We start from the raw sequence: 18,570 nt of genomic DNA, 5'->3' as shown, positions 1-18,570 counted from the left end.
CGGCGAGGCTGCCGCGCATGACCACTCGACTGGAATCATCCGGAGCAACGCACACCGCGGAGCCCGACCCACCCGGTTGGCGCCGGCTCGTCGGGCCGCGCTCGAAGTTCCTGGTGCTGGTGTTCTGGCTCGTGCTCGCCGGGGTCGCGGCACCGCTGGCGATCAGCCTGACCACCGTCCAGGACAACGACTCGCTGACGTCGGCACCGCACTCGTCCGAGGCCTATCGGGCGCAGCAGCGCGTCGAGCAGGCGTTCCCGAACGCGGACGCGCTCGTCGCGGTGGCCGTCTACGCCCGCGACGGCGGCCTCACCGACGCCGATCGCGCGGCCGTGGAGGCGGACCGGGCGTCGTTCGTGCGGTACGCGATCGACCGCACGGTTCCGCCCGCCGCGCCGAGCGAGGACGGCCAGGCGCTGCTGCTGTCGTTCCCGCTGCGTGGCGACTCCGACGAACAGTCCGACGCGACGTCGGACATCCGCGACGCGCTGGACGCCGGCAAACCCGCGGGCCTGGACACCGCGCTCACCGGTTCGGCCGGTGCCGACAGCGACATCTTCGACGCGTTCGACGGCATGGACGTCATGCTGGTGCTCGTCACCGCCGGGGTCGTGGCGATCCTGCTGCTGGTGACCTACCGCAGCCCGGTGCTCTGGTTGATCCCGCTGCTGACCGTGGCCGTCGCGAGCCAGGTCGCGAGCGCGGTCGTCTACCTGCTGGCCGAGAACGCCGGGCTGAGCGTCGACCTGCAGGCGCAGAACGTCCTGACGATCCTGGTGTTCGGGGCCGGTACCGACTACGCGCTGCTGCTGATCTCCCGCTACCGCGAGGAGTTGCGTCGTCACGAGGACCGGCACCGGGCGATGGCGGTCGCACTGCGCCGGTCGTTCCCGGCGATCCTGGCGTCGGCGGGCACGGTGTCGCTCGCCCTGCTCTGCCTGGTGTTCGCCGACCTCAACGGCACCCGCTCGCTGGGACCGGTCGCGGCGCTGGGCATCGGCGCCGCGTTCGTCGCGATGGTGACGCTGCTCCCCGCGCTGCTCGTGGTGTGCGGGCGGTGGCTGTTCTGGCCGTTCGTGCCCCGGGTCGGGGACACCACCGGTGACTCGCGGGTGTGGAGCGCGGTGGCGCGGTTCGTCGGGCGACGCCCGGCCCGGGTGTGGGTCTCGACGGCGGTGGTCCTGGCCGGGATCGCGGTCGGCGCGAGCACGCTCAGCCTCGGCATCCCCGCGGACGAGACCTTCACCGACGAGGTCGGCTCGGTGACCGGTCAACGCCTGGTCGCGGAGCACTACCCCGCCGGCACCTCGGCACCGGCCGACATCGTCGTGGACGCCGGTCGCGCTCCGGACGCCGCGGCCGCCGCCCGGGGTGTCGAGGGCGTCACCGCGGTCGGTGCGCCGCAGGTCTCCGGGGACACCGCGCTGATCTCGGCCACGCTCACCGACCCGCCCGACAGCCGAGCCGCCCAGGACACGATCGAGCGGCTCCGGGACGCCGTCGACGGCACCGGCGCGCTGGTGGGCGGCCAGACCGCCGGCCAGCTCGACACCGAACGGGCGACCGACCGGGACCACCGCCTGCTCATGCCGTTGATCCTCGGCGTGGTGTTCGTGATCCTCGTCGTGCTGCTGCGCGCCCTGGTGGCGCCGCTGTTGCTGATCCTCAGCGTCGTGCTCTCCTACGCGGCGGCGCTGGGCGCGGCGGCCGGGGTGCTGCACCTGCTCGGGTATCCGCGGCTGGAGTACAGCATCGTGCTGACGACGTTCCTGTTCCTGGTGGCGCTGGGCGTCGACTACACGATCTTCCTGATGACCCGGGCCCGCGAGGAGCGTTCGGTGCCGCGCGCGCTGGTGAGCACCGGGACCGTGATCACCAGCGCCGGCGTGGTGCTGGCGGCGACGTTCTCGGCCCTGTGCGTGCTACCGCTGACCCCGAGCCTGCAACTCGGCGTGATCGTGGCCGTCGGTGTCCTGATCGACACCTTCGTCGTCCGCTCCCTCCTGGTACCGGCCCTGGCCCTCCACACCGGCCGCCGCTTCTGGTGGCCCAGCCGTCACGCGTAGTCGAACTGGGCCAGCCGGGTGCGGGCGATGTCGAGTTCGTCGGTGGTGAAGAGGCCCGCGAAGCGGGGATCGAGGACCAGTGCCTCGACGGTCAGGTCGAGGCGCCCCTTGTTCCACAGCGCGGTGAAACCGGTGCTCACCGTGGCCGAGGCCAGCAGGCGCCGCGCGGTCTCGACGGCGCCGTCCTCGGCGAGCATCGACAGCAGGTAGGTGGCGTTGTACCCGGTCTCGTCGCGGGCCTTCTGGTAGATCGCGGCCATCGCCTGGTGGAGCTCCTGCTCGGGGTCGGTCGCGGTGGCCGCCGCCGCGACCGGCACCCGGCCGACGGCCGGTGAGACGGGTGCCTCCGGCGGAGGCTCGCCGCCGGCCTCCCGGCGGCGGCGCAGCGCGTAGCCCCGCAGGGCCTCGACCGACGTGAACACCTCGTAGCCGAGTTCGGCCATCCGCGGCAGGTCGGCCTCGTCGGGGTCGAGTTCGAGCACGACCGGGGCACCCTGGCCCGGCTGCAGGCCGTCGGGCCAGACCGCCTCGGCGACCGACAGAGCCCGGCCGGTCTCCGGGTCGGGGATCTCGGCGTCGCGCTCCGGAGCGGCCAGCCCGAGCCGGATCAGCTCCTCCACCAGGGCGCTCACCTCCTCGGCGCGGATGTCGATCTCGTCGTCGCCGCCGGAGCGGACGGCGACGCGCGGCAGGCGGGGCGCGTCGACCCTGGCCCCGGCGTGCAGCCCGTCGAGGAACTCGTTGGCGGCCGCGGCGAGCAGCTTCCGCCGCGCCGCCAGGAAGTCGCGGTAGCGGTCCACCGACCACAGCGCAGGGTCGTCGGGCAGGCACTGGGACGCCAGCAGCCCGGGGAACATCTCCTCGGCCCCGCCCAGGTAGTCCTCGGGCCGCCGCCGCGCCACCTCGGCCGCCGACTCCGGCGTCACCAGCACGTAGTTCGCGATCGCGTTGATCTCCGCGGGCCGGTACCCGGCGCGGGACAGCAGGCCCTTGCCGAACAACGGCTGCACCTGGAAATCGCCGACCGTCTCGCCGGTCGCGAAGTCACGCGCGCCGAGCACCCGGCTGACCAGGTAGACCAGCGGGTAGTAGCGGGCGCCCTTGCCGGCACCCTGCAGGTCGTCGGCCTTCACGACGAGCGACCGGCGCCACCGCCGCAGCCGGCCGATCAGGTCGTCGACGCCGCGCGGTCCGGACACGGTCGCGAGGTCCTGGTTGAGGTACGTCTCGGTGGAGCCGGCGAACCGCCCGGACAGCGCAGCGTGCACGTACCAGTACAGCGCTTTGTCGCGCTCGAACGGATCGGTGAACTCGCCGCCGTTCTCCGACAGCAGCCGCGACAGCACCGCGATCGCCGGACGGCCCGGCAGCACCCGGGCGTGGTCGAGCCCGAGGCGCGAGGCGATCTCGTCGAGCGTCAGGTTGATGTGGTCGGCGGCGTCGGTGAGGGCCTGCTCGAACTCGTCGGCCGAGACGGCGTCGAGCGCGGAGAACGGCGCCCGCCCGGTCGCGACCGCGTTGACGTTGCGCAGCAGCCAGTCGAGGCTGAAGTCGTAGCCCTCGTCGGCCCAGCGCCGCAGGTACGAGCGCATCGTCGGACGGGCGCCCGACCACTCGGCGCAGATCTTCGCCAGCGCCAGGTCACCCTTGGAGAGCTTGGTGCCGCCGGAGTTGACCCGGTTGAAGATCTCGACGACGACGTCGGTCGTCTTGTCGGGCCCGGTGATCTGCTCGGCGTGGAAGTCCTTCTCGAGCAGGTTCTGCAGCTTCATCAACTTGCCGACGTACTGCCAGTTCTTCGCGTCGGACGCGAGCCGTTCGATCTGCCGTTCCGCGCCGTGGACGAACAGCTCGGTGACGTCGATCCAGAGCGGGTCGTCCTTCATCTTCACCGGGGCGTAGAACTCGAACGACTCCTCGGCGACGTGGAAGCGTAAGCCGGTGAACGCGGCCGGGTCGCCCTCGAAGAACGCCGGTGGACGCCCACGCGTGACGCCGTACAGCGACGTGACGCGCTGCTGCCCGTCGAGCAGCAGCTGCCGCACGCCGCCCCCGGGGCCGCCGCGGACGGCCTTGTCGGTGGTGTCGGTCTCCCAGACCAGCAGCGACCCCACCGGATACCCCAGGTACAGCGACCGCATGAACCCGCGGACCTGGTCGCGGTTCCACACGTACCCACGCTGGAACTCCGGCAGGAGCATCGACCCGGCATCGATCTGATCGAGGATCGTGCTCAATCTCGCCATCGGTCTCCCCCGGGTGTTCGCCTGGCTCCCCTGGTCTATCAGACTGGGCACAGAAGGAGCGGATGGAGGCATCTCGTGGCACAGCTGGCCTTACACGTCGAGTTCCTGGGCGAGTTCGGCCGACTCGAACCGGACGAACGTGCCCAGGTCCGCGCTGCCCTCTCGCAGCTCACCCCGCGGACCGTCCCGGGCGCTCGGGATCCCCGGATCGAGGTCGCTCGGCTCACCGATCGGCTCTCCGCGGTCGTCACGGCTCCGGACGACGTCCAGTTGCTCCTCGGCGTCCGCGCGGACGCCGAGGACTGGGCGAAGTCGCACGTGCTCTCGGTCAACACCGCCTCGGGCGTGTTGGAGATCACCGACGCCGACGCGGTGGAGCGGCTCCTCCCCGACCTGCGCAAGGCCGCCGAGGAGGCGCCGGCGCTCCTGTTCGCCCGGCTGAGCGACGCCCAGCTCGGCCGTGCGGGCATCAGCCCCGACACGCTCGCCGTCGCCCGCACGATCCGCACGCTCGATCAGCTGCGTGACCTGGCCGGCGTCCTGCCCGAGGCGCAGTACGCGACCCTGCACCTGCTCGGGGACGGGCTCCCGCCGGCCGCAGCCGCGCAGGAGTTCGACCCCGACGATCTGGCCGCGGCGATCCACCGCTCGCAGGGCCGGATCGCGCTCGTCGACGACGTCGACACGCTGCTCTCGATCGCACCCTCGCGGCAGCGCGCGTTCCTGCACCCGGAGCAGGAAGCCGTGGCCTACCGGTCCGGTTTCGCCGGACCGGCCACGATGTTCGGTGGTCCCGGCACCGGCAAGACCGTCACCGCGCTCCACCGCGTCCGCCACCTCGTGCTGCGCGACCCAGCGTCGCCGGTGCTGTTCGTGACTTTCTCCGACGAGTTGAGCGTCGCGGCCGAGCGTGACCTGGCCCAGATCCTCGACGAGCGGCACCGGGTGGCCGTCCGGGTCGCGAGCGTCAACCAGTTCGCGTCCGAACTGGTCAGCGAGCGCTACGGAGCGCTGCGCCTGCTCACCGACGAGGAGTACGCCCGGCTCTGGGCGGACGTCTCACGGCGCACCGGCGGCACGTACGGGCCGGCGTTCGTCCGCCGCGAGTGGGAGAGCGTCGTGTTCGCCCACGACGTCGCCGACCTCGACGGTTACCTCGCGGCCGACCGGCGGGGCCGGGGCCGGCGCTTGAGCACCGGCCAGAAGCAGCAGCTCTGGCCCGCGCTGGCCGAAGCCAGCCGGGTGCTGCTCGCCACCGGCGTCTGGACTCCGCTCACGATCGCCGACCGGGCCGCCGCGTTGCTCCAGGAACGCGCGGAGAAGCCGTTCGCGCACGTGGTGGCGGACGAGGTCCAGGACATGCACCCGGCGCAGTGGCGGCTGTTGCGTGCCGCGGTCGCGCCGGGGCCGGACGATCTGTTCCTCACCGGGGACCCGCACCAGCGCATCCACGGTTACCGGGTGCGGCTCGACCGGCTCGGGGTGGACGTCGGCGGGCGGTCGACGCGGCTGATGGTGAACTACCGCACGACCGCGGAGATCCTCGACTGGGCGATGCGGGTGCTCTCCGAACCCGACTCGGACGACCTCGACGGCGGGATCGACTCGATGCGCGGCTACCGGTCGGTGCGGCACGGCCAGGAGCCCGAACTGGTGGCGTACCCGACGGCGACGGCCGAGCTCGACGGTCTGGTCACGACGGTGCGGGAGTGGCACGCGGACGGCGTCGAGTGGTCGGAGATCGGGGTCGCCGCGCGGACGCCGGCGATCGCGCGCAGCGCCGCGTCCGCGCTGGCCGCCGCGGACGTGCCCGGCGTGACCGTCGGAACCATGCACGGGATGAAGGGCCTGGAGTTCCGCCGGGTCGCGTTGATCGGGGTCAACGGCGGCACCCTGCCGGATCCGGCCGCGCTCACCCCGGAGGACGACGACCCGGTCGCCTACGCGCTCGACCTGCAGCAGGAACGGTCGGTGCTGTTCGTGGCCGCGACCAGGGCGAGTGATGTACTCCGAGTGTCCTGGTGGGGCGCCGCCAGCTCGATCCTTCCCTGATACGCCTGGGTATCACTGACGTACCGAAATCTCGGATAAAACCGGGATTATCAATTGATACCGGGGCGTCGTCGTCGCACCGCGCGAATCGGTGGAAGGATCTTGGCTCATGAGCCAACGGAGTAGCCGGCGGAAGTCGTCACACCTCTCCCTGGCCACTCTGCCGGCCGAACCGCCGGCCACCCATCCGGCCGACGCGCTGCCGGAGAACCTGGTCCGGCTGTTGTTCCAGCAGGCCGCGGACCTGGTCGAGCAGAACGATCCGATCCAGGCCGAGCTGTGGTGCTCCGACGTGCTCGGGGCGGTCTGGGCGGCCACCGACGGTGACCCGGCGGCCGAAGAGACGTTTGTGGACGCCTGGATCGCGGCCGCCGAGAGCCCGGCGGCCGGGCCCCGCGCCGGGACGGCCGCGCTGACCGTGCTGAGCATGCTGGCCGGGAGTTCGCCGATGCGGAGGGCGGCGTCCGCGGCCGCCGAACGTCTCGGGGTGGCTCCGCCGCCGTGGGCGTCCGAAGACGTCTCCGCCGGGGAGTGCTGGCACTACGGCGACGTGTTCGGCGATCAGGAGACGATCCTCTGCGCGTTCCGCCGGGGCGGCACCGAACACGCGATGCTGGTCCTCGTCGACCACACGCTCGGCGGCATCGCGAAGGACGTGTTCTTCACCCAGGCCGTCGCCGACAGCCTCGCCGACCTGCAGTACGAACTGGCCGCGACGCCTGTCGCGTTCCTCGAGCCGATCGAACCGGCCGTGGCCCGCAGGCGCCTGCAGCGGGCGTTCGCGCTCACCGACGCACGGGTCGAGCCGCGCGTCAACGACGATTTCGCCCCCCACCGGGCGCTGGCGCTGGCCCGGGTCCGGCAGCTCCCGCCGAGCATCGAGACCGGCACGCTCGGCGGGGCCGTGTCGCCGGACGCGCTGATCGCGGAGTTCCTCGACGCGCCGGAGGCCGCCGAGCTGCCCGACCGCGACCAGGCCGAGCAGTGGGCGCGCCTGCTGATCGACCGGGCCCTGGTGCACGCCGACGTCCCGGCCAGGGTCGGTCCGGGCGTGCTCGACGAACTGCTGCTCGTCGACGTCCCCGACCACGCGCTGCTCGACGCGGCGGCGAAGAACGCGATGCCCGCGGTGCTCACGGCCTGGATCCGTTGGGCCGGGCACCGGCAGGAGCTCTCCGCCGCCGCGATCACGTGGCTGGAGACCGCGTTGGAGGAGATCCTGGACGAGTTCCCGGAGGCCTACCGCGAGCCCGCCGCGGTGGCCCACCGCAACACCTGTCCCGACACGGTCGATCTCCGGACGAGTCGCCCAGCTCAGCTCCACAGCTGGCCACAACGAACACCGATCTCGTCAACTGTGTTGCGCGCCACATCCGGGGCGGGAAAAGTGGGACGCGCGCGACCGAAATAACCAATTCGGGAGGTGTGGTGTCCGGGCTCCAACTCCCGCCGAGTGCGGTCGATGTCGACTACGGCACGCTCGGCTGGGGTTCCAGCCGGACGATGTCGGACTTCGAGGCCGGAATGTGGCGGCTGGAAACCGCCGAGCCGCGGTTACGGTCCACGATCGCCGCGGTCGACGTGCTCGACACGACGCCCGACTGGGAGCGGCTCGTCGCCGCCCACGAGTGGGCGCTGGGGATCGTCCCCCGCTTCCGGATGCGTGTCGTCGACCCGCCGTTCCAGCTGGGCAAGCCGGTCTGGTCGGTCGATCCGGAGTTCGACCTGGGCTACCACCTGCGCCGGGTGCGCCTCGCCGAGCCGGGGACGTTCGAGGCCGCGTTGGAGCTGTGCCGCACGATCGTCGACCGGCCGTTCGACCGGGCCCGGCCACCGTGGGAGGCGCTGCTGATCGAAGGGCTGGCCGACGGGCGGGCGGTGTACCTGCTCAAGACCCACCACAGCATCACCGACGGCATGGGCGGCATGCAGCTGGTGACGTTGCTGCACAGCCGTCGCCGGGAGCCGACGCCGCACAAACCGACCGGCGTCGAACCGCCGCCCGAGCACCTGAGCGGCCTGGGCGCGCTGCAGGAACAGCTGACCGACCGGGTGCGGACGCTGCCGTCGGCGGTGACCGCTTCGGTCCGGACCGGGCTGCAGTTCGTGCGCAGCCCCGCGGCCGCGATCGACTTCACCCAGTCGCTGCTGCGGATGGCCGCTCCGCCGGCCTGCCCGCCGTCGCCGTTGATGCGTTCGCGTGGGCTGGGCCGGCGGTTCGGCACGCTCGAGGCGACGGTGGACGAGTTGCGTGCGGCGGCGAAGTCGGCCGACGGATCGCTCAACGACGCGTACCTGGCCGCGCTGCTCGGCGGCTACCGGCGCTACCACGAGGCGTTGGACGCGCCGGTCTCCGAGCTCCCGATCGGGATGCCGATCAGCCTGCGGAGCTCGGCGGATTCGATGGGCGGCAACCGGTTCGGGGTCGCGCGGTTCGCGGCACCGGTCGGGGTGACGGACCCGGCGGAACGGATCCGGCGCATCCGTGAGCTGGTGCTGGACGCCAGGGCCGAGCCCGCCGCCGACGTCCTGTCGCTCGCCGCGCCCGCGCTGTCGCGGTTGCCGGTGGCCGCGGTCGCGCGCTGGTACCTCGCGCAGACGTCGCTCATCGACCTCCAGGCCAGCAACGTGGCCGGGATCCCGGTGCCGGTATACATGGCCGGGGCGCGGATCGACCGGATGTTCCCGTTCGCACCGGCCCCGGGGTGCGGTGTGATGGCGACCCTGGTCTCGCACACGGGGGTGTGCTGCATCGGCGTCACGATCGACACCGCGGCGGTGACCGACCCCGACCTGTTCCTGAGCTGCCTCTCCGAGGGGCTGGACGAAGTCCTCGCCCTCGGACGCCGCAAACCACGTAAGAGGGGGGCTCGACGATGAGCGGGACGTTGTACCTGGTGCAGTCGGAGACCCCGCAGGAACGGCAGATCATCGCCAACTGGCTCACGACGCAGTTCGAGGGCCGCGACGACGACGGGGGTCGCTCGGTCGTCGACCTCGCCGACGAGCGGCTCCACGACCTCCTCGCCGACGCCGACGACCTGCTGGTCGAGCCGCTACGGGTGGTGTGGCTCCCGGAGGACGACGACGAGAAGCCGCTCTCCCGGCTGGGGGCGGCCCTCGCCCGCCGGGGCAACCGCCGGGCCCGCTCCGGCGCCCAGCGGCTGATCATGCGCAGCGGCACGGATCGTTACCGGGTACTCGTCGCGAAACCCGCGACGGTCGGCGATCTGCGGTCGCGCTGGGAGTCGTCCGGGAGCCGGGAGCGCTTCGGCCGGTTCGTCGAGCGCCAGGCCGTGCTCGCCCTCGACCGGGCCGAGCGGGCGCTGATCGGCAGCCAGTACAAGGTCGCCCGGTACGTGGTCGAGGAGATCACCGCGTCGCCGCGGTTCCGCACCGGGGTCGAACGGCTGGCCGACGAGTTGGACCTCCCGGTCGACGAGGTGCAGCAGCGGGCACTGGCCGCGCTGAACCAGATGGTCGCGGCGCAGAGCCGCCGGGCGATCGACGCCTGGAACCGTCTCGGCCGCTACTTCGCCCGGGCGTACAAGCTCGTGGTGGACGACCAGAAGGCCGATTCGCTGCGCTCGCTGGGACAGAAGTACCCGCTGGTGTTCCTGCCCAGCCACCGCTCGTACCTCGATCCGCTGGTGTTGCGTCCGGCCCTGCTGGCCCACGGGCTGCCGCTGAACCACGTGATGGGCGGCGTCAACATCGACTTCTGGCCGGTCGGTCCGCTCACCCGGCGCAGCGGTTACGTCTTCATCCGGCGCAGCATCGCCGACGACGCCGTGTACCGCTGGGTGCTCCGCGAGTACATGGGCTACCTGCTGTCCAAGCGCTTCAACCTCGAGTGGTACATCGAGGGTGGGCGTTCGCGCACCGGTAAGCTCCGGCCGCCGCGCTACGGGCTCCTGACCTATCTGGCCGAGGCGTTCCGCTCCAGTGGCGTCGAGGACGTGTACCTGGTGCCGGTGTCGCTCAGCTACGACCAGCTGTACGAGGTCGGGCTGATGGCCGAGGAGGCACACGGCGGCACCAAGCCGACCGAGAGCTTCGCCTGGCTGCTGCGGTTCAACCGGGCGCAGGACAACCAGCGTGGCGTCGTCCAGGTGCGGTTCGGGGAGCCGCTGTCGCTGCGTGACGCGCTCGCCGACGAGCCCGACACCCGGCTGGCGGTGCAGAAGACCGCGTTCGAGGTCTCGCACCGGATCAACGAGGCCAGCCCGGTGATGCCGCGGTCACTGGTGACGCTGGCGCTGCTCGGCATCGAGGACCGCGCGCTGACCGTGGTCGAGGTCGCGTCGGTGCTCGACCCGCTGGTGGCGTACTTCTCGTCGCGCGAACTGGCGGACCGCGCCGCGCTGGGGCTGGCCGACGAACGCGGCGTCCGGCAGACGCTCGACGACCTGGCGAGTGCCGGTGTCGTCGAGCGGTACGACCGGGGCACCGAGCCGGTGTACCGGGTGGGGCCGGATCAGCACCTGGTCGCGGCGTTCTACCGGAACAACACGATCCACTTCCTGATCACCCGGGCCGTGGCCGAGCTGATGCTGCAGGCCGTCTCCGAAGCCTCCCCCTCCCCCGACGACGTGCTGGAGTACGGCTGGCAGGCGGCGCTGGCACTGCGTGACCTGCTGAAGTTCGAGTTCTTCTTCAGCGACAAGGAGGCGTTCCGGACCGAGCTGCACCGGGAGTTGGCGCTGATCGATCCGTCCTGGCGCTCGCGGATCTCCGACCCGGACGGCGCCGCCACGTTGCTGGGGTCGCTGCGTGTGCACCTGGCCCACCGGGTGCTGCAGCCGTTCCTGGAGGCGTACTGGGTGGTGGCGCAGCGGTTGGCCGCCCGGGACCCGCGGACCCCGGTGGAGACCAAGGCGTTCACGCGCGAATGCCTGGACGTCGCCCGTCAGCTGCGGATGCAGCAGCAGTTGGCGAGCACCGAGTCGATCTCCGGTGAGCTGTACGCGACCGCGCTGAAGCTGGCCGCGAACCGCGATCTGGTCGATCCGGGCCGCGAGGAGCTACGCACGGCCCGCGAGGCGTTCGCCGCCGAGATCGAGGCGTGGGTGCGGCGCGTCCGCGCGGTCCGGGCCCTGGCCCTCGCCGAGCCGGACCAGGTGGCGCCCACCGTCACGCTGAGCGCTCGGCGCCCCGGGGTGTCCCGGCCGTGAAGCTGTCCGACCGGCTGGCCGCGATCGCCGCCGGGCCCCAGGGCCCGAGCGTCGGCGCGTTCTTCGACCTCGACGGCACGCTCATCGACGGCTACACCGCGGTGTCGGTCTACCGCGACCGGATCCGCAAGCGTGACGTCGGGCTGCGCGAGCTCGGTCAGACGCTCGGGCTCGCGCTCGACATGCGGCTGCGCGGCGCCGACCTCGACGCGCTCGCCGCCTTCGCGGTCGGCGCCCTGGCCGGACGCCAGGAGGAGGACCTCGAGGAGTGGGGCGAGCGGCTGTTCCGCCAGGAGATCGCCGGTCTCGTCTACCCGGGCGCGCGGCTGCTGGTGGAGGCGCACCGGCGGGCCGGGCACCGGCTCGTCATGGCCACGTCGGCGACCTGGTTCCAGGCCTGCCCGGTGGCGAACGACCTGGAGTTCGACGAGGTGCTCTGCACCCGGCACGGCGTGCGCGACGGGATGCTCACCGGTGAGCTCGACGGTGGCTCGCTCTGGGGCCCGGCGAAGGCCCGCGCGGTGGAGGGCTACGCGGAGCGGGCCGACGTCTCTCTCCTGGACAGTTATGCCTACTCCAACGGCGCCGAGGACGTGCCGTTCCTCGCGCTCGCCGGCCATCCGTGCGCGCTCAACCCCGACGGGGACCTCCCCGCCGCGGCGCGCCTGCACGAGTGGCCGATCCTGCGCCTCGACCCGCCGGGGAGCCGGTTCAGCGGGGGCGCGCTGGTGCGCACCGGCGTCGCGTTGGGCGCGCTCCTGGGGTCGGTGGGGGTCAGCGCCGGCGTGGGCTTGCTCAGCCGTTCCCGGGCCACGGCCGCCAACCTGGCCGGTTCGATCGGCCCGGACCTGGCGTTGACGCTGGCCGGGGTGCGGGTGAACGTCCACGGCGAAGAAAACCTGTGGGCGCGGCGCCCCGCCGTGTTCATGTTCAACCACCAGAGCAGCCTCGATTTAGGCGTACTGGGCAGCCTGATCCGCCGGGACGTCACCGCGGTGGTGAAACGGGAGGCCCGCTCGGACCCGCGGTTCGCCGCCATCGGCGCGCTGCTGGACGTGGCGTACGTCGATCGGTCGGCCGGGCGGGGCCGGGACGCGTTGGAGCCCGCGGTGGCGAAGCTGCGGTCCGGGACGTCGATAGCGATCGCGCCCGAGGGCACCCGGTCGCCGACCCCGCGGCTCGGGCGGTTCAAGAAGGGCGGGTTCCATCTCGCGGTCGAGGCGGGGGTGCCGATCGTGCCGATCGTGATCCGCAACGCCGGGGACCTGATGTGGCGGGACTCGCTTCTCGTGCACCCGGGCACGGTCGACGTCGCGGTACTGGCTCCGGTCGAAACCGCGGACTGGCCGGTCGACGAGGTGGACAAGCTGGTGGACCTGGTACGGGCACAGTTCGACTCCACGCTGCGGAATTGGCCTGTGGAAAGGTAGTCGCGGGGAGTAGTCGCGTCGCTACCGTTGAGGTATGTGGACGGTGCGGGTGGCGGCGGCGGGAGTCGTCGTCGCGCTGAGCGCATGCGCCGGTGGCGAGAGCTATGGGTCGCTGCCTCCGCCTGGCCCTTCGTCGGCCCCGCCGGCCTCGTGCGGCGCCGACGAAGGGGCGGGTGCGTGCGGGGAGGCGGTGGTCGCCCAATACCGCCGGTTCTGGGGTGAGGTGTTACCGGCCGCGGCGGCCGCGGCTCCGGCCCGGCGGCGGGCGGTGCTCGCTCCGGTCACGGCGGAGCCGGAGTTGACGCATCTGGTTCGGAGCTTGGCTCTGCTGGACGAGAAGCGCCAGCGCAACTACGGCACCGACGTGGTGCTGGAGCAGACGGTCCGGGTGGACGGCCCGGGCGCAGTGGTCGAGGGATGCCTGGATTCCAGCCGTTCCGGCGTGGCCGACGCCGTCTCCGGGAAGGCCCTCACGCGAGGCGTCCCGCGTAACCCGGTGCGCGCCGACCTGGTGCGCGAGGCCGACCGGGTCTGGCGAGTCACCGCGATCACGTATCCCCCGGGTGCGACGTGCTGACCGCCGCACGCGGAGCGGCCACGCCCAGGCACCCCGAAGCCACCGCCGGGTGCCGTGCGCAGAGGTCCGCGCGCCCGTCCGTGGTCGCGGCCGGTCGTCGTGCGGCCGTTCCCCGGCGCCGTGCGGATGCAGCCGTGGCTCGGCTCGTGGCGGGGGTCGTGGCCGTGCTCGTGGGGGTCGGGTCGTGGGTGCCGGCCGTCCCGGCCCGCGGTGACGACGGACCGGTGACCGTCACCGGGGACAACCGGCGCTCGGTGGACATCAGGGTCCGCGACGAAGGACCGGGTGCGGCGGGCCGGACCGAACCCCGCCGGCCGACCGCCACGGACGCCCCGGAAGCCTGGGACGCCTGCCACGAACGAAACAGCGCATACGGCACCGCCTGCCTGGCCGCAGCCGGCGGAGTCCCCTCCCCAGCCGGCGACAGCCCACCCACCCTGGCCCTCGAAGCCCGGAGCCGACTGACCCTTCCCCTCCCCACGCCCACCCTGAGCCCACGGGTCCGTTTCGACGACGGCACCATCGGAGGTCTCACCGGCACCCCCACCTGGCTCTGGACCGACCCGGCGCACTGGGCCCCGAACGGCACTCCACTCCTCCGCTCGGCCAGCGCCGGCCAGGTGTCGGCGACCGTCAGCGCGGCTCCCGTGCGCCTCGTCTGGCACCCCGGAGACGGCACGACGGTGCTGTGCCGCACGCCCGGCACCCCGCTCACCGATCCACACCGAGGCGCGGCGGGCTCGCCCGACTGCGGCCACACCTACCGCCGCACCTCAGCGGCGCAGCCCCACGCCCACTACCGCGTGACGATCGGAGTCACCTGGGCCGTCACCTGGTCGGGCTCCGACGGCAGCAGCGGCACGCTCGCCCCGCTCGTGGTGACCTCCACCTTCGACTACCCGGTCCGCGAGGGCCGAGCCCAGTTGGTCAGCCCGTGACCCACTCCCGGCGATTCAGCCCGCACCACCCTCCAAGCGGCCCGGCCCGGCTTCGCCCAGCGCGCCCAGCTCGGCTCCGCCAGCTCGGCTCCGCCAGCCCGGCTCCGCCCAGCCCAGCCCCGCCGGGCCCAGCCACGCTCGACCCTCGCCTGGCCCAGCCTGGCTCGGTCCGGCTCGGCTCGGGCCTCGGGCTCGGGCCTCGGGCTCAGCTCGGGCTCGGCTCGGCTCGGGCTCGGCTCGGGCTCGGGCTCGGGCTCGGGCTCGGCTCGGCTCGGGCTCGGGCCTCGGGCTCGGGCCTCAGTCCGGCTCGGCTCGGCTCGGCTCGCGACTGTGGTGGACGAAGGTGCTCACGCGCCAGCCCGGTCAGTCAGCGCGCGGCCGGTCCGGGCGAGCCAGCTCGCACCCCCGGCCACGGCTGATCAGGTCGGGAGCACAACAGCCGCGCCGAGTGCGATCGGAGCCGCACCCACCTCCCAGCCCGAGCCAGCCACCCCGCCGACAACCCAGAACCACCCAGCCCCGAACCGACCCTCCCGGGACCACCCAGCCCCGGAACCACGGCCCCCGAACCACCCCGCCCCGAACCACCCCGCCCGGCCCGGAACCACCCAGCCCCGAACCACCCAGCCCGGAACCTCTTGTCCCCGAACCGCTCAGCTAGGAGGACCCCGGCTGAACAGGCCGGGCCAGCGCGCCGGCGGTCTCGATGGATCGCGGCCCCCTGCACCGCTCGGCTCGCCCTCCCGTGCACGTTCGGCCCCGTCCTCCGCCGAGGCCACCTCGGCGCGCCGGGCCGGCACTGGTTCGGCTCGTCGGCCCGCGCCGGGCCGGACAATCAGGGCGTTGCCGCGCAGCAATCCCGGTAGAGGCGGGTGGAGCCGCACCAGCACTTCTGAGTCGGGGACGGCGGCCAGGAGGTCGCCTTCCCCGCTCGGCCCAGTTCGGCCGCGTACGCCGCCCTGGTCTCGCTCGTGGCGGCGTCGAGATCCTGCTCCTGGGCGAAGCCCGCCAACCCCTCCACGGTCAGAGCGGCCACGCCGAAGGAGGCTTCTGAATCCTCGGACTGCGCTCGGAGCATGTCCTCGACGTTGCGGCGGTGGGTGGCGTGGTCGTCGCCGTACTCGGGGACGAATTGGGGCCAGCGGGCGGCCATCTCGTCCCACTGGTCGGCGGGCCAGTAGACGAGCACGCGCAGGCTCTTGGTCCGCCGCGGCTTGCGCGTCTTTCGCTGGCCGCGGACGCGCGCGAAGCTGCGTAGGAACGAGTCGATCCGGGCGTCCAGGGTCGGCTCGGCGGGTCCGCGCTCAGTCACGTCTCCGAGCGTACTCAGGCAGGCTGAGTGGTGTGAACGACCTGGTGTGGTACGTCGCGTACGGCTCGAACATGCACGCCGACCGGCTGGGTTACTACCTCGCCGGTGGCCGCCCGCCCGGTGCGGCACGCACGTACCCGGGCTGTCGCGACCCCCGCCCGCCCCGGCGCACCGAGCCGGTGTTCCTGGACGGCGGAATCTACTTCGCGCTCGAGTCGCGCACCTGGACCGGTGGAATGGCGTTCTACGACCCTGGCTTACCGGGCCGCGCCGCCGGACGCGGCTACCTGCTCGGCGCCGGCCAGTTCGCCGACATCGCCGCGCAGGAGATGGCCCGGCGGCCCGACGTCGACCTGGACCTGACCGAGGCGATCACGACCGGACGCGCGACGCTGGGCCCGGGACGCTACGAGACGCTGGTCTGCCCGGGGGCGCTGGACGGGCACCCGATGCTGACGTTCACCGCGCCGTGGGCCTGCGCCGACGCCCAGCTCAACCCGCCGGCGCCGCGCTATCTGGGGATGATCGCCAGCGGCCTGCACGAAGCGCACGGCTGGGACGCCGAGACGCTCACCGCGTACCTGGCCGAACGGCCCGGCGTCCGCGGGCACTGGACCCCGGACGCGCTCGCCGACCGGGTGGCCCGGATCGAGTTCCGCTGGGCTCACACCAGCGGCGGCGGAACGACCTCGCCGGACGACGCCGAGCCGAACAGCAGTTGCCACCGCGAAATGCGATAACCGAAGTCGCGCCCGAAACACCGCTTTCCGACCGGAGCGAAATAATCGAGCGCCCTCCCGTCGGGAACGAGTATCCGCGCACCCACCCGCACGCCGTCGGACCGACGATCGCACACCGACAGCGCGCGCACCCGCCTGCCGTCGTACTCGTCGGCGTTCAACCAGGCCTCACCGGCCACTACGCCGCCCCGGCGGGCCACGAGATAGGTCTGATGGCTGCCGCCCTCGGCGAAGTACTCGACGCCGAACACGACCGGATCATCGGCGGCACGCACGCCGGACGCAGCAATGAACAGAAATGCGACGGCAAGAACGATGTTCACGAGATACCTCCCGGGCGAAACGGACGCCTCGAGAATGCGCCCGGAGCCCATCGGGAATGCGCTCATCCACAGCCGGAAATCGTCGTCCACCGGTTCGCTGGTGGAGGTTGACGGGCGCCACGTCGGGGCCACCGCCGGACGCGGTGGCGTGGAGTGGGTACCATCCGCGCGGTGACGTCGGTCAACGGCGTCCACAGTGAGCGCGGGTCCGGGCACGGGCATCGCCCCGGAGTCCAGACGTCGCTGCTTTCTCCGCTCGTGCGGCGCGGAAAGCGGCACAGGATGCTGGCGGGGCATAGCCTGTCGCCACAGAGCCGGTACGAGGAGGTCACGGTGACCAGGGTCGACGTAGTCGCGGTGACGCATCGCGGCCTGGTCCGCGGCCGCAACGAGGACACCCTGGCGGTGGCCGGGTTCCTCTCCGGGGCGTTCGAGAACGAGCCGGTGCGTCTGGAAGTGAACACCGCTCGCCCGGTGTCGTTCCTGGTGGCCGACGGGTTGGGTGGCCACGTCGAGGGCTTCCGGGCCAGTCGGCTGGCGGCCGCGCTGCTCAGCGACGCCACGCCGGAGCTGCACGACGAGGAGACGATCGTCGCCGCGGTCCGGGGCGCCAGCGACGCGGTGTTCGCCGAGATGGCGCACAACCCCGACTGGTACGGGATGGGCACCACGATCGTGGGCCTGGTGCTCGACGGCGACCGGGCGTTCTGCCTGAACGTCGGCGACAGCCGCTGCTACCGGGTGGGCGACGACGGTTCGCTCGACCAGCTCTCGATCGACGACTCGCCCCCGCTGGACCCGGCTTCCGGCCGCCGGTTCACGACGATCGTCACCCAGACGCTCGGCGGCACCCGCCAGGAGAGCGTCATCCACCCGCACGTCTCCGTGCACCGGGTCGTCCCCGGAGACCGCTTCCTGCTCTGCAGCGACGGTCTCACCGACTACAGCGAGCCCGAGGCGCTCCCCGCCGCGCTCGCCAACCCCCACGCCGACCCGGTCGACAGCGTCAACGCGCTACTGCACGCCGCGTTCGAGGGCGGCGGCAAAGACAACGTCTCGATCGTCCTGCTGAAGGTCGCCGAGATCGACTAGCCCGGCCCGACGCGCCGCCGCATCACCACGCAATGGCTGCGGCGGCCGTCCCACTCCTCACCCTGCTCCCGCACCACGTCGTAGCCCAGCCGCGCGTACAACCGCCGCGCTCCGGCGTTGGCGGCGTCCACGCCGAGTTCGGCGTGCGAAAGCCCTCGGCGACGGATGCGCTCCTCCGCCGAGCGCACCAGCAACGTCCCGATACCGCAGGACCGGAACGCCGGGTGCACGACGAACTGCCACAGCCAGCCGGCACCGCGGCTACGACCGTAGTCGACCCCGCCGACGCCGAGCGGTAAGTCGCTGGGGCCGCAGACCGCCAGGTAGTCGACCACACCGGCGGACCGCCGGCCGAGCGCGGCGGAGATGAAGCGCAGATGGGTCGGCGACCCGGTCCACGCGCACGCCGCGAGATCCTCGTGGAGGAGATCGCGGACGGTCAGGTCGACGGTGACCCTGGCGTCAGCCATGGGCTCATTGTCGGCCGCGTCGCGGCCGGTTTCAGCGGTTCAGCGCGACGAGCGCGGCTGTCCCGCCGGCGGACGACTGAGTTTCGGGCCGATCGGACCTCGTCGAGCCAACGGTGGGCGTCGACGCCCTCGCCGTGGCACCAACCGCCG

General features: G+C 72.6%; 14 protein-coding genes. 10 read left to right on the top strand and 4 right to left on the bottom strand.

Going from position 1 to position 18,570, the window contains the following annotated elements; translation table 11 throughout:
* Window positions 1–17: 17 nt before the first annotated feature.
* Entirely contained in the window at window positions 18–2,066 is a 2,049-nt protein-coding gene (locus CRYAR_RS03125; RefSeq protein ID WP_084700005.1) for an MMPL family transporter, read from the top strand.
* Here the strand turns inward: CRYAR_RS03125 and CRYAR_RS03120 are convergent.
* A complete protein-coding gene (locus tag CRYAR_RS03120; RefSeq protein ID WP_035848346.1) occupies window positions 2,057–4,312 on the bottom strand; it encodes a GmrSD restriction endonuclease domain-containing protein in 2,256 nt (751 codons plus the stop codon). The genes CRYAR_RS03125 and CRYAR_RS03120 overlap by 10 nt on opposite strands.
* 75 nt (window positions 4,313–4,387) lie before the next feature.
* On the opposite strand from CRYAR_RS03120, the gene CRYAR_RS03115 reads away from it, so the two are divergent.
* The 7 genes from CRYAR_RS03115 (at window position 4,388) to CRYAR_RS42605 (ending at window position 14,483) form a co-directional block, all read left to right on the top strand.
* Window positions 4,388–6,364 carry a UvrD-helicase domain-containing protein gene (locus CRYAR_RS03115; RefSeq protein ID WP_035848344.1) on the top strand — a complete coding sequence of 659 codons (1,977 nt, stop codon included), beginning with the start codon at window positions 4,388–4,390 and terminating at the stop codon, window positions 6,362–6,364.
* A gap of 109 nt (window positions 6,365–6,473) precedes the next feature.
* On the top strand, window positions 6,474–7,775 hold the full coding sequence (locus tag CRYAR_RS03110; RefSeq protein ID WP_035848341.1) for a hypothetical protein: 1,302 nt from the start codon (window positions 6,474–6,476) through the stop codon (window positions 7,773–7,775).
* A 17-nt stretch (window positions 7,776–7,792) separates the two neighbouring features.
* Window positions 7,793–9,244 (top strand): wax ester/triacylglycerol synthase domain-containing protein, encoded by a 1,452-nt coding sequence (locus CRYAR_RS03105; RefSeq protein WP_211247241.1) that lies wholly within the window; start codon window positions 7,793–7,795, stop codon window positions 9,242–9,244.
* On the top strand, window positions 9,241–11,538 hold the full coding sequence (locus CRYAR_RS03100) for a glycerol-3-phosphate 1-O-acyltransferase (RefSeq protein ID WP_035848337.1): 2,298 nt from the start codon (window positions 9,241–9,243) through the stop codon (window positions 11,536–11,538). Before CRYAR_RS03105 ends, CRYAR_RS03100 begins: the two co-directional genes overlap by 4 nt.
* Window positions 11,535–12,968, top strand: coding sequence for an HAD-IB family hydrolase (locus CRYAR_RS03095; protein ID WP_157017301.1), 1,434 nt, complete (start codon window positions 11,535–11,537; stop codon window positions 12,966–12,968). The genes CRYAR_RS03100 and CRYAR_RS03095 overlap by 4 nt, the downstream gene beginning before the upstream one ends.
* A gap of 34 nt (window positions 12,969–13,002) precedes the next feature.
* Window positions 13,003–13,545, top strand: coding sequence for a hypothetical protein (locus CRYAR_RS03090; RefSeq protein ID WP_157017299.1), 543 nt, complete (start codon window positions 13,003–13,005; stop codon window positions 13,543–13,545).
* A gap of 134 nt (window positions 13,546–13,679) precedes the next feature.
* Entirely contained in the window at window positions 13,680–14,483 is an 804-nt protein-coding gene (locus tag CRYAR_RS42605; protein ID WP_051569670.1) for a hypothetical protein, read from the top strand.
* Between the two features lie 835 nt (window positions 14,484–15,318).
* Here CRYAR_RS42605 and CRYAR_RS44500 read toward each other — a convergent pair.
* Window positions 15,319–15,795, bottom strand: a complete 477-nt coding sequence (locus tag CRYAR_RS44500; RefSeq protein WP_035848333.1) for an SEC-C metal-binding domain-containing protein — start codon at window positions 15,793–15,795, stop codon at window positions 15,319–15,321.
* Window positions 15,796–15,836: 41 nt separating this feature from the next.
* On the opposite strand from CRYAR_RS44500, the gene CRYAR_RS03075 reads away from it, so the two are divergent.
* On the top strand, window positions 15,837–16,535 hold the full coding sequence (locus CRYAR_RS03075) for a histone deacetylase (protein ID WP_342673846.1): 699 nt from the start codon (window positions 15,837–15,839) through the stop codon (window positions 16,533–16,535).
* Here CRYAR_RS03075 and CRYAR_RS44895 read toward each other — a convergent pair.
* The gene (locus tag CRYAR_RS44895; RefSeq protein WP_035848330.1) at window positions 16,460–16,948 is read right to left on the bottom strand and encodes a hypothetical protein; all 489 of its coding nucleotides are present in this window, start codon (window positions 16,946–16,948) and stop codon (window positions 16,460–16,462) included. The genes CRYAR_RS03075 and CRYAR_RS44895 overlap by 76 nt on opposite strands.
* A gap of 243 nt (window positions 16,949–17,191) precedes the next feature.
* On the opposite strand from CRYAR_RS44895, the gene CRYAR_RS03065 reads away from it, so the two are divergent.
* The gene (locus CRYAR_RS03065) at window positions 17,192–17,950 is read left to right on the top strand and encodes a PP2C family protein-serine/threonine phosphatase (protein ID WP_035860315.1); all 759 of its coding nucleotides are present in this window, start codon (window positions 17,192–17,194) and stop codon (window positions 17,948–17,950) included.
* Here CRYAR_RS03065 and CRYAR_RS03060 read toward each other — a convergent pair.
* Window positions 17,947–18,420 (bottom strand): GNAT family N-acetyltransferase, encoded by a 474-nt coding sequence (locus CRYAR_RS03060; protein ID WP_035848327.1) that lies wholly within the window; start codon window positions 18,418–18,420, stop codon window positions 17,947–17,949. The two genes, CRYAR_RS03065 and CRYAR_RS03060, sit on opposite strands and share 4 nt — an antisense overlap.
* Between the last annotated feature and the right edge of the window lie 150 nt (window positions 18,421–18,570).

It is taken from the genome of Cryptosporangium arvum DSM 44712 (genome assembly GCF_000585375.1).
In the GTDB taxonomy this organism is placed as follows: Bacteria; Actinomycetota; Actinomycetes; order Mycobacteriales; family Cryptosporangiaceae; genus Cryptosporangium; species Cryptosporangium arvum.
Note: the sequence above shows the minus strand (reverse complement) of the source record. Positions and strands in the feature narration are given on the sequence as shown.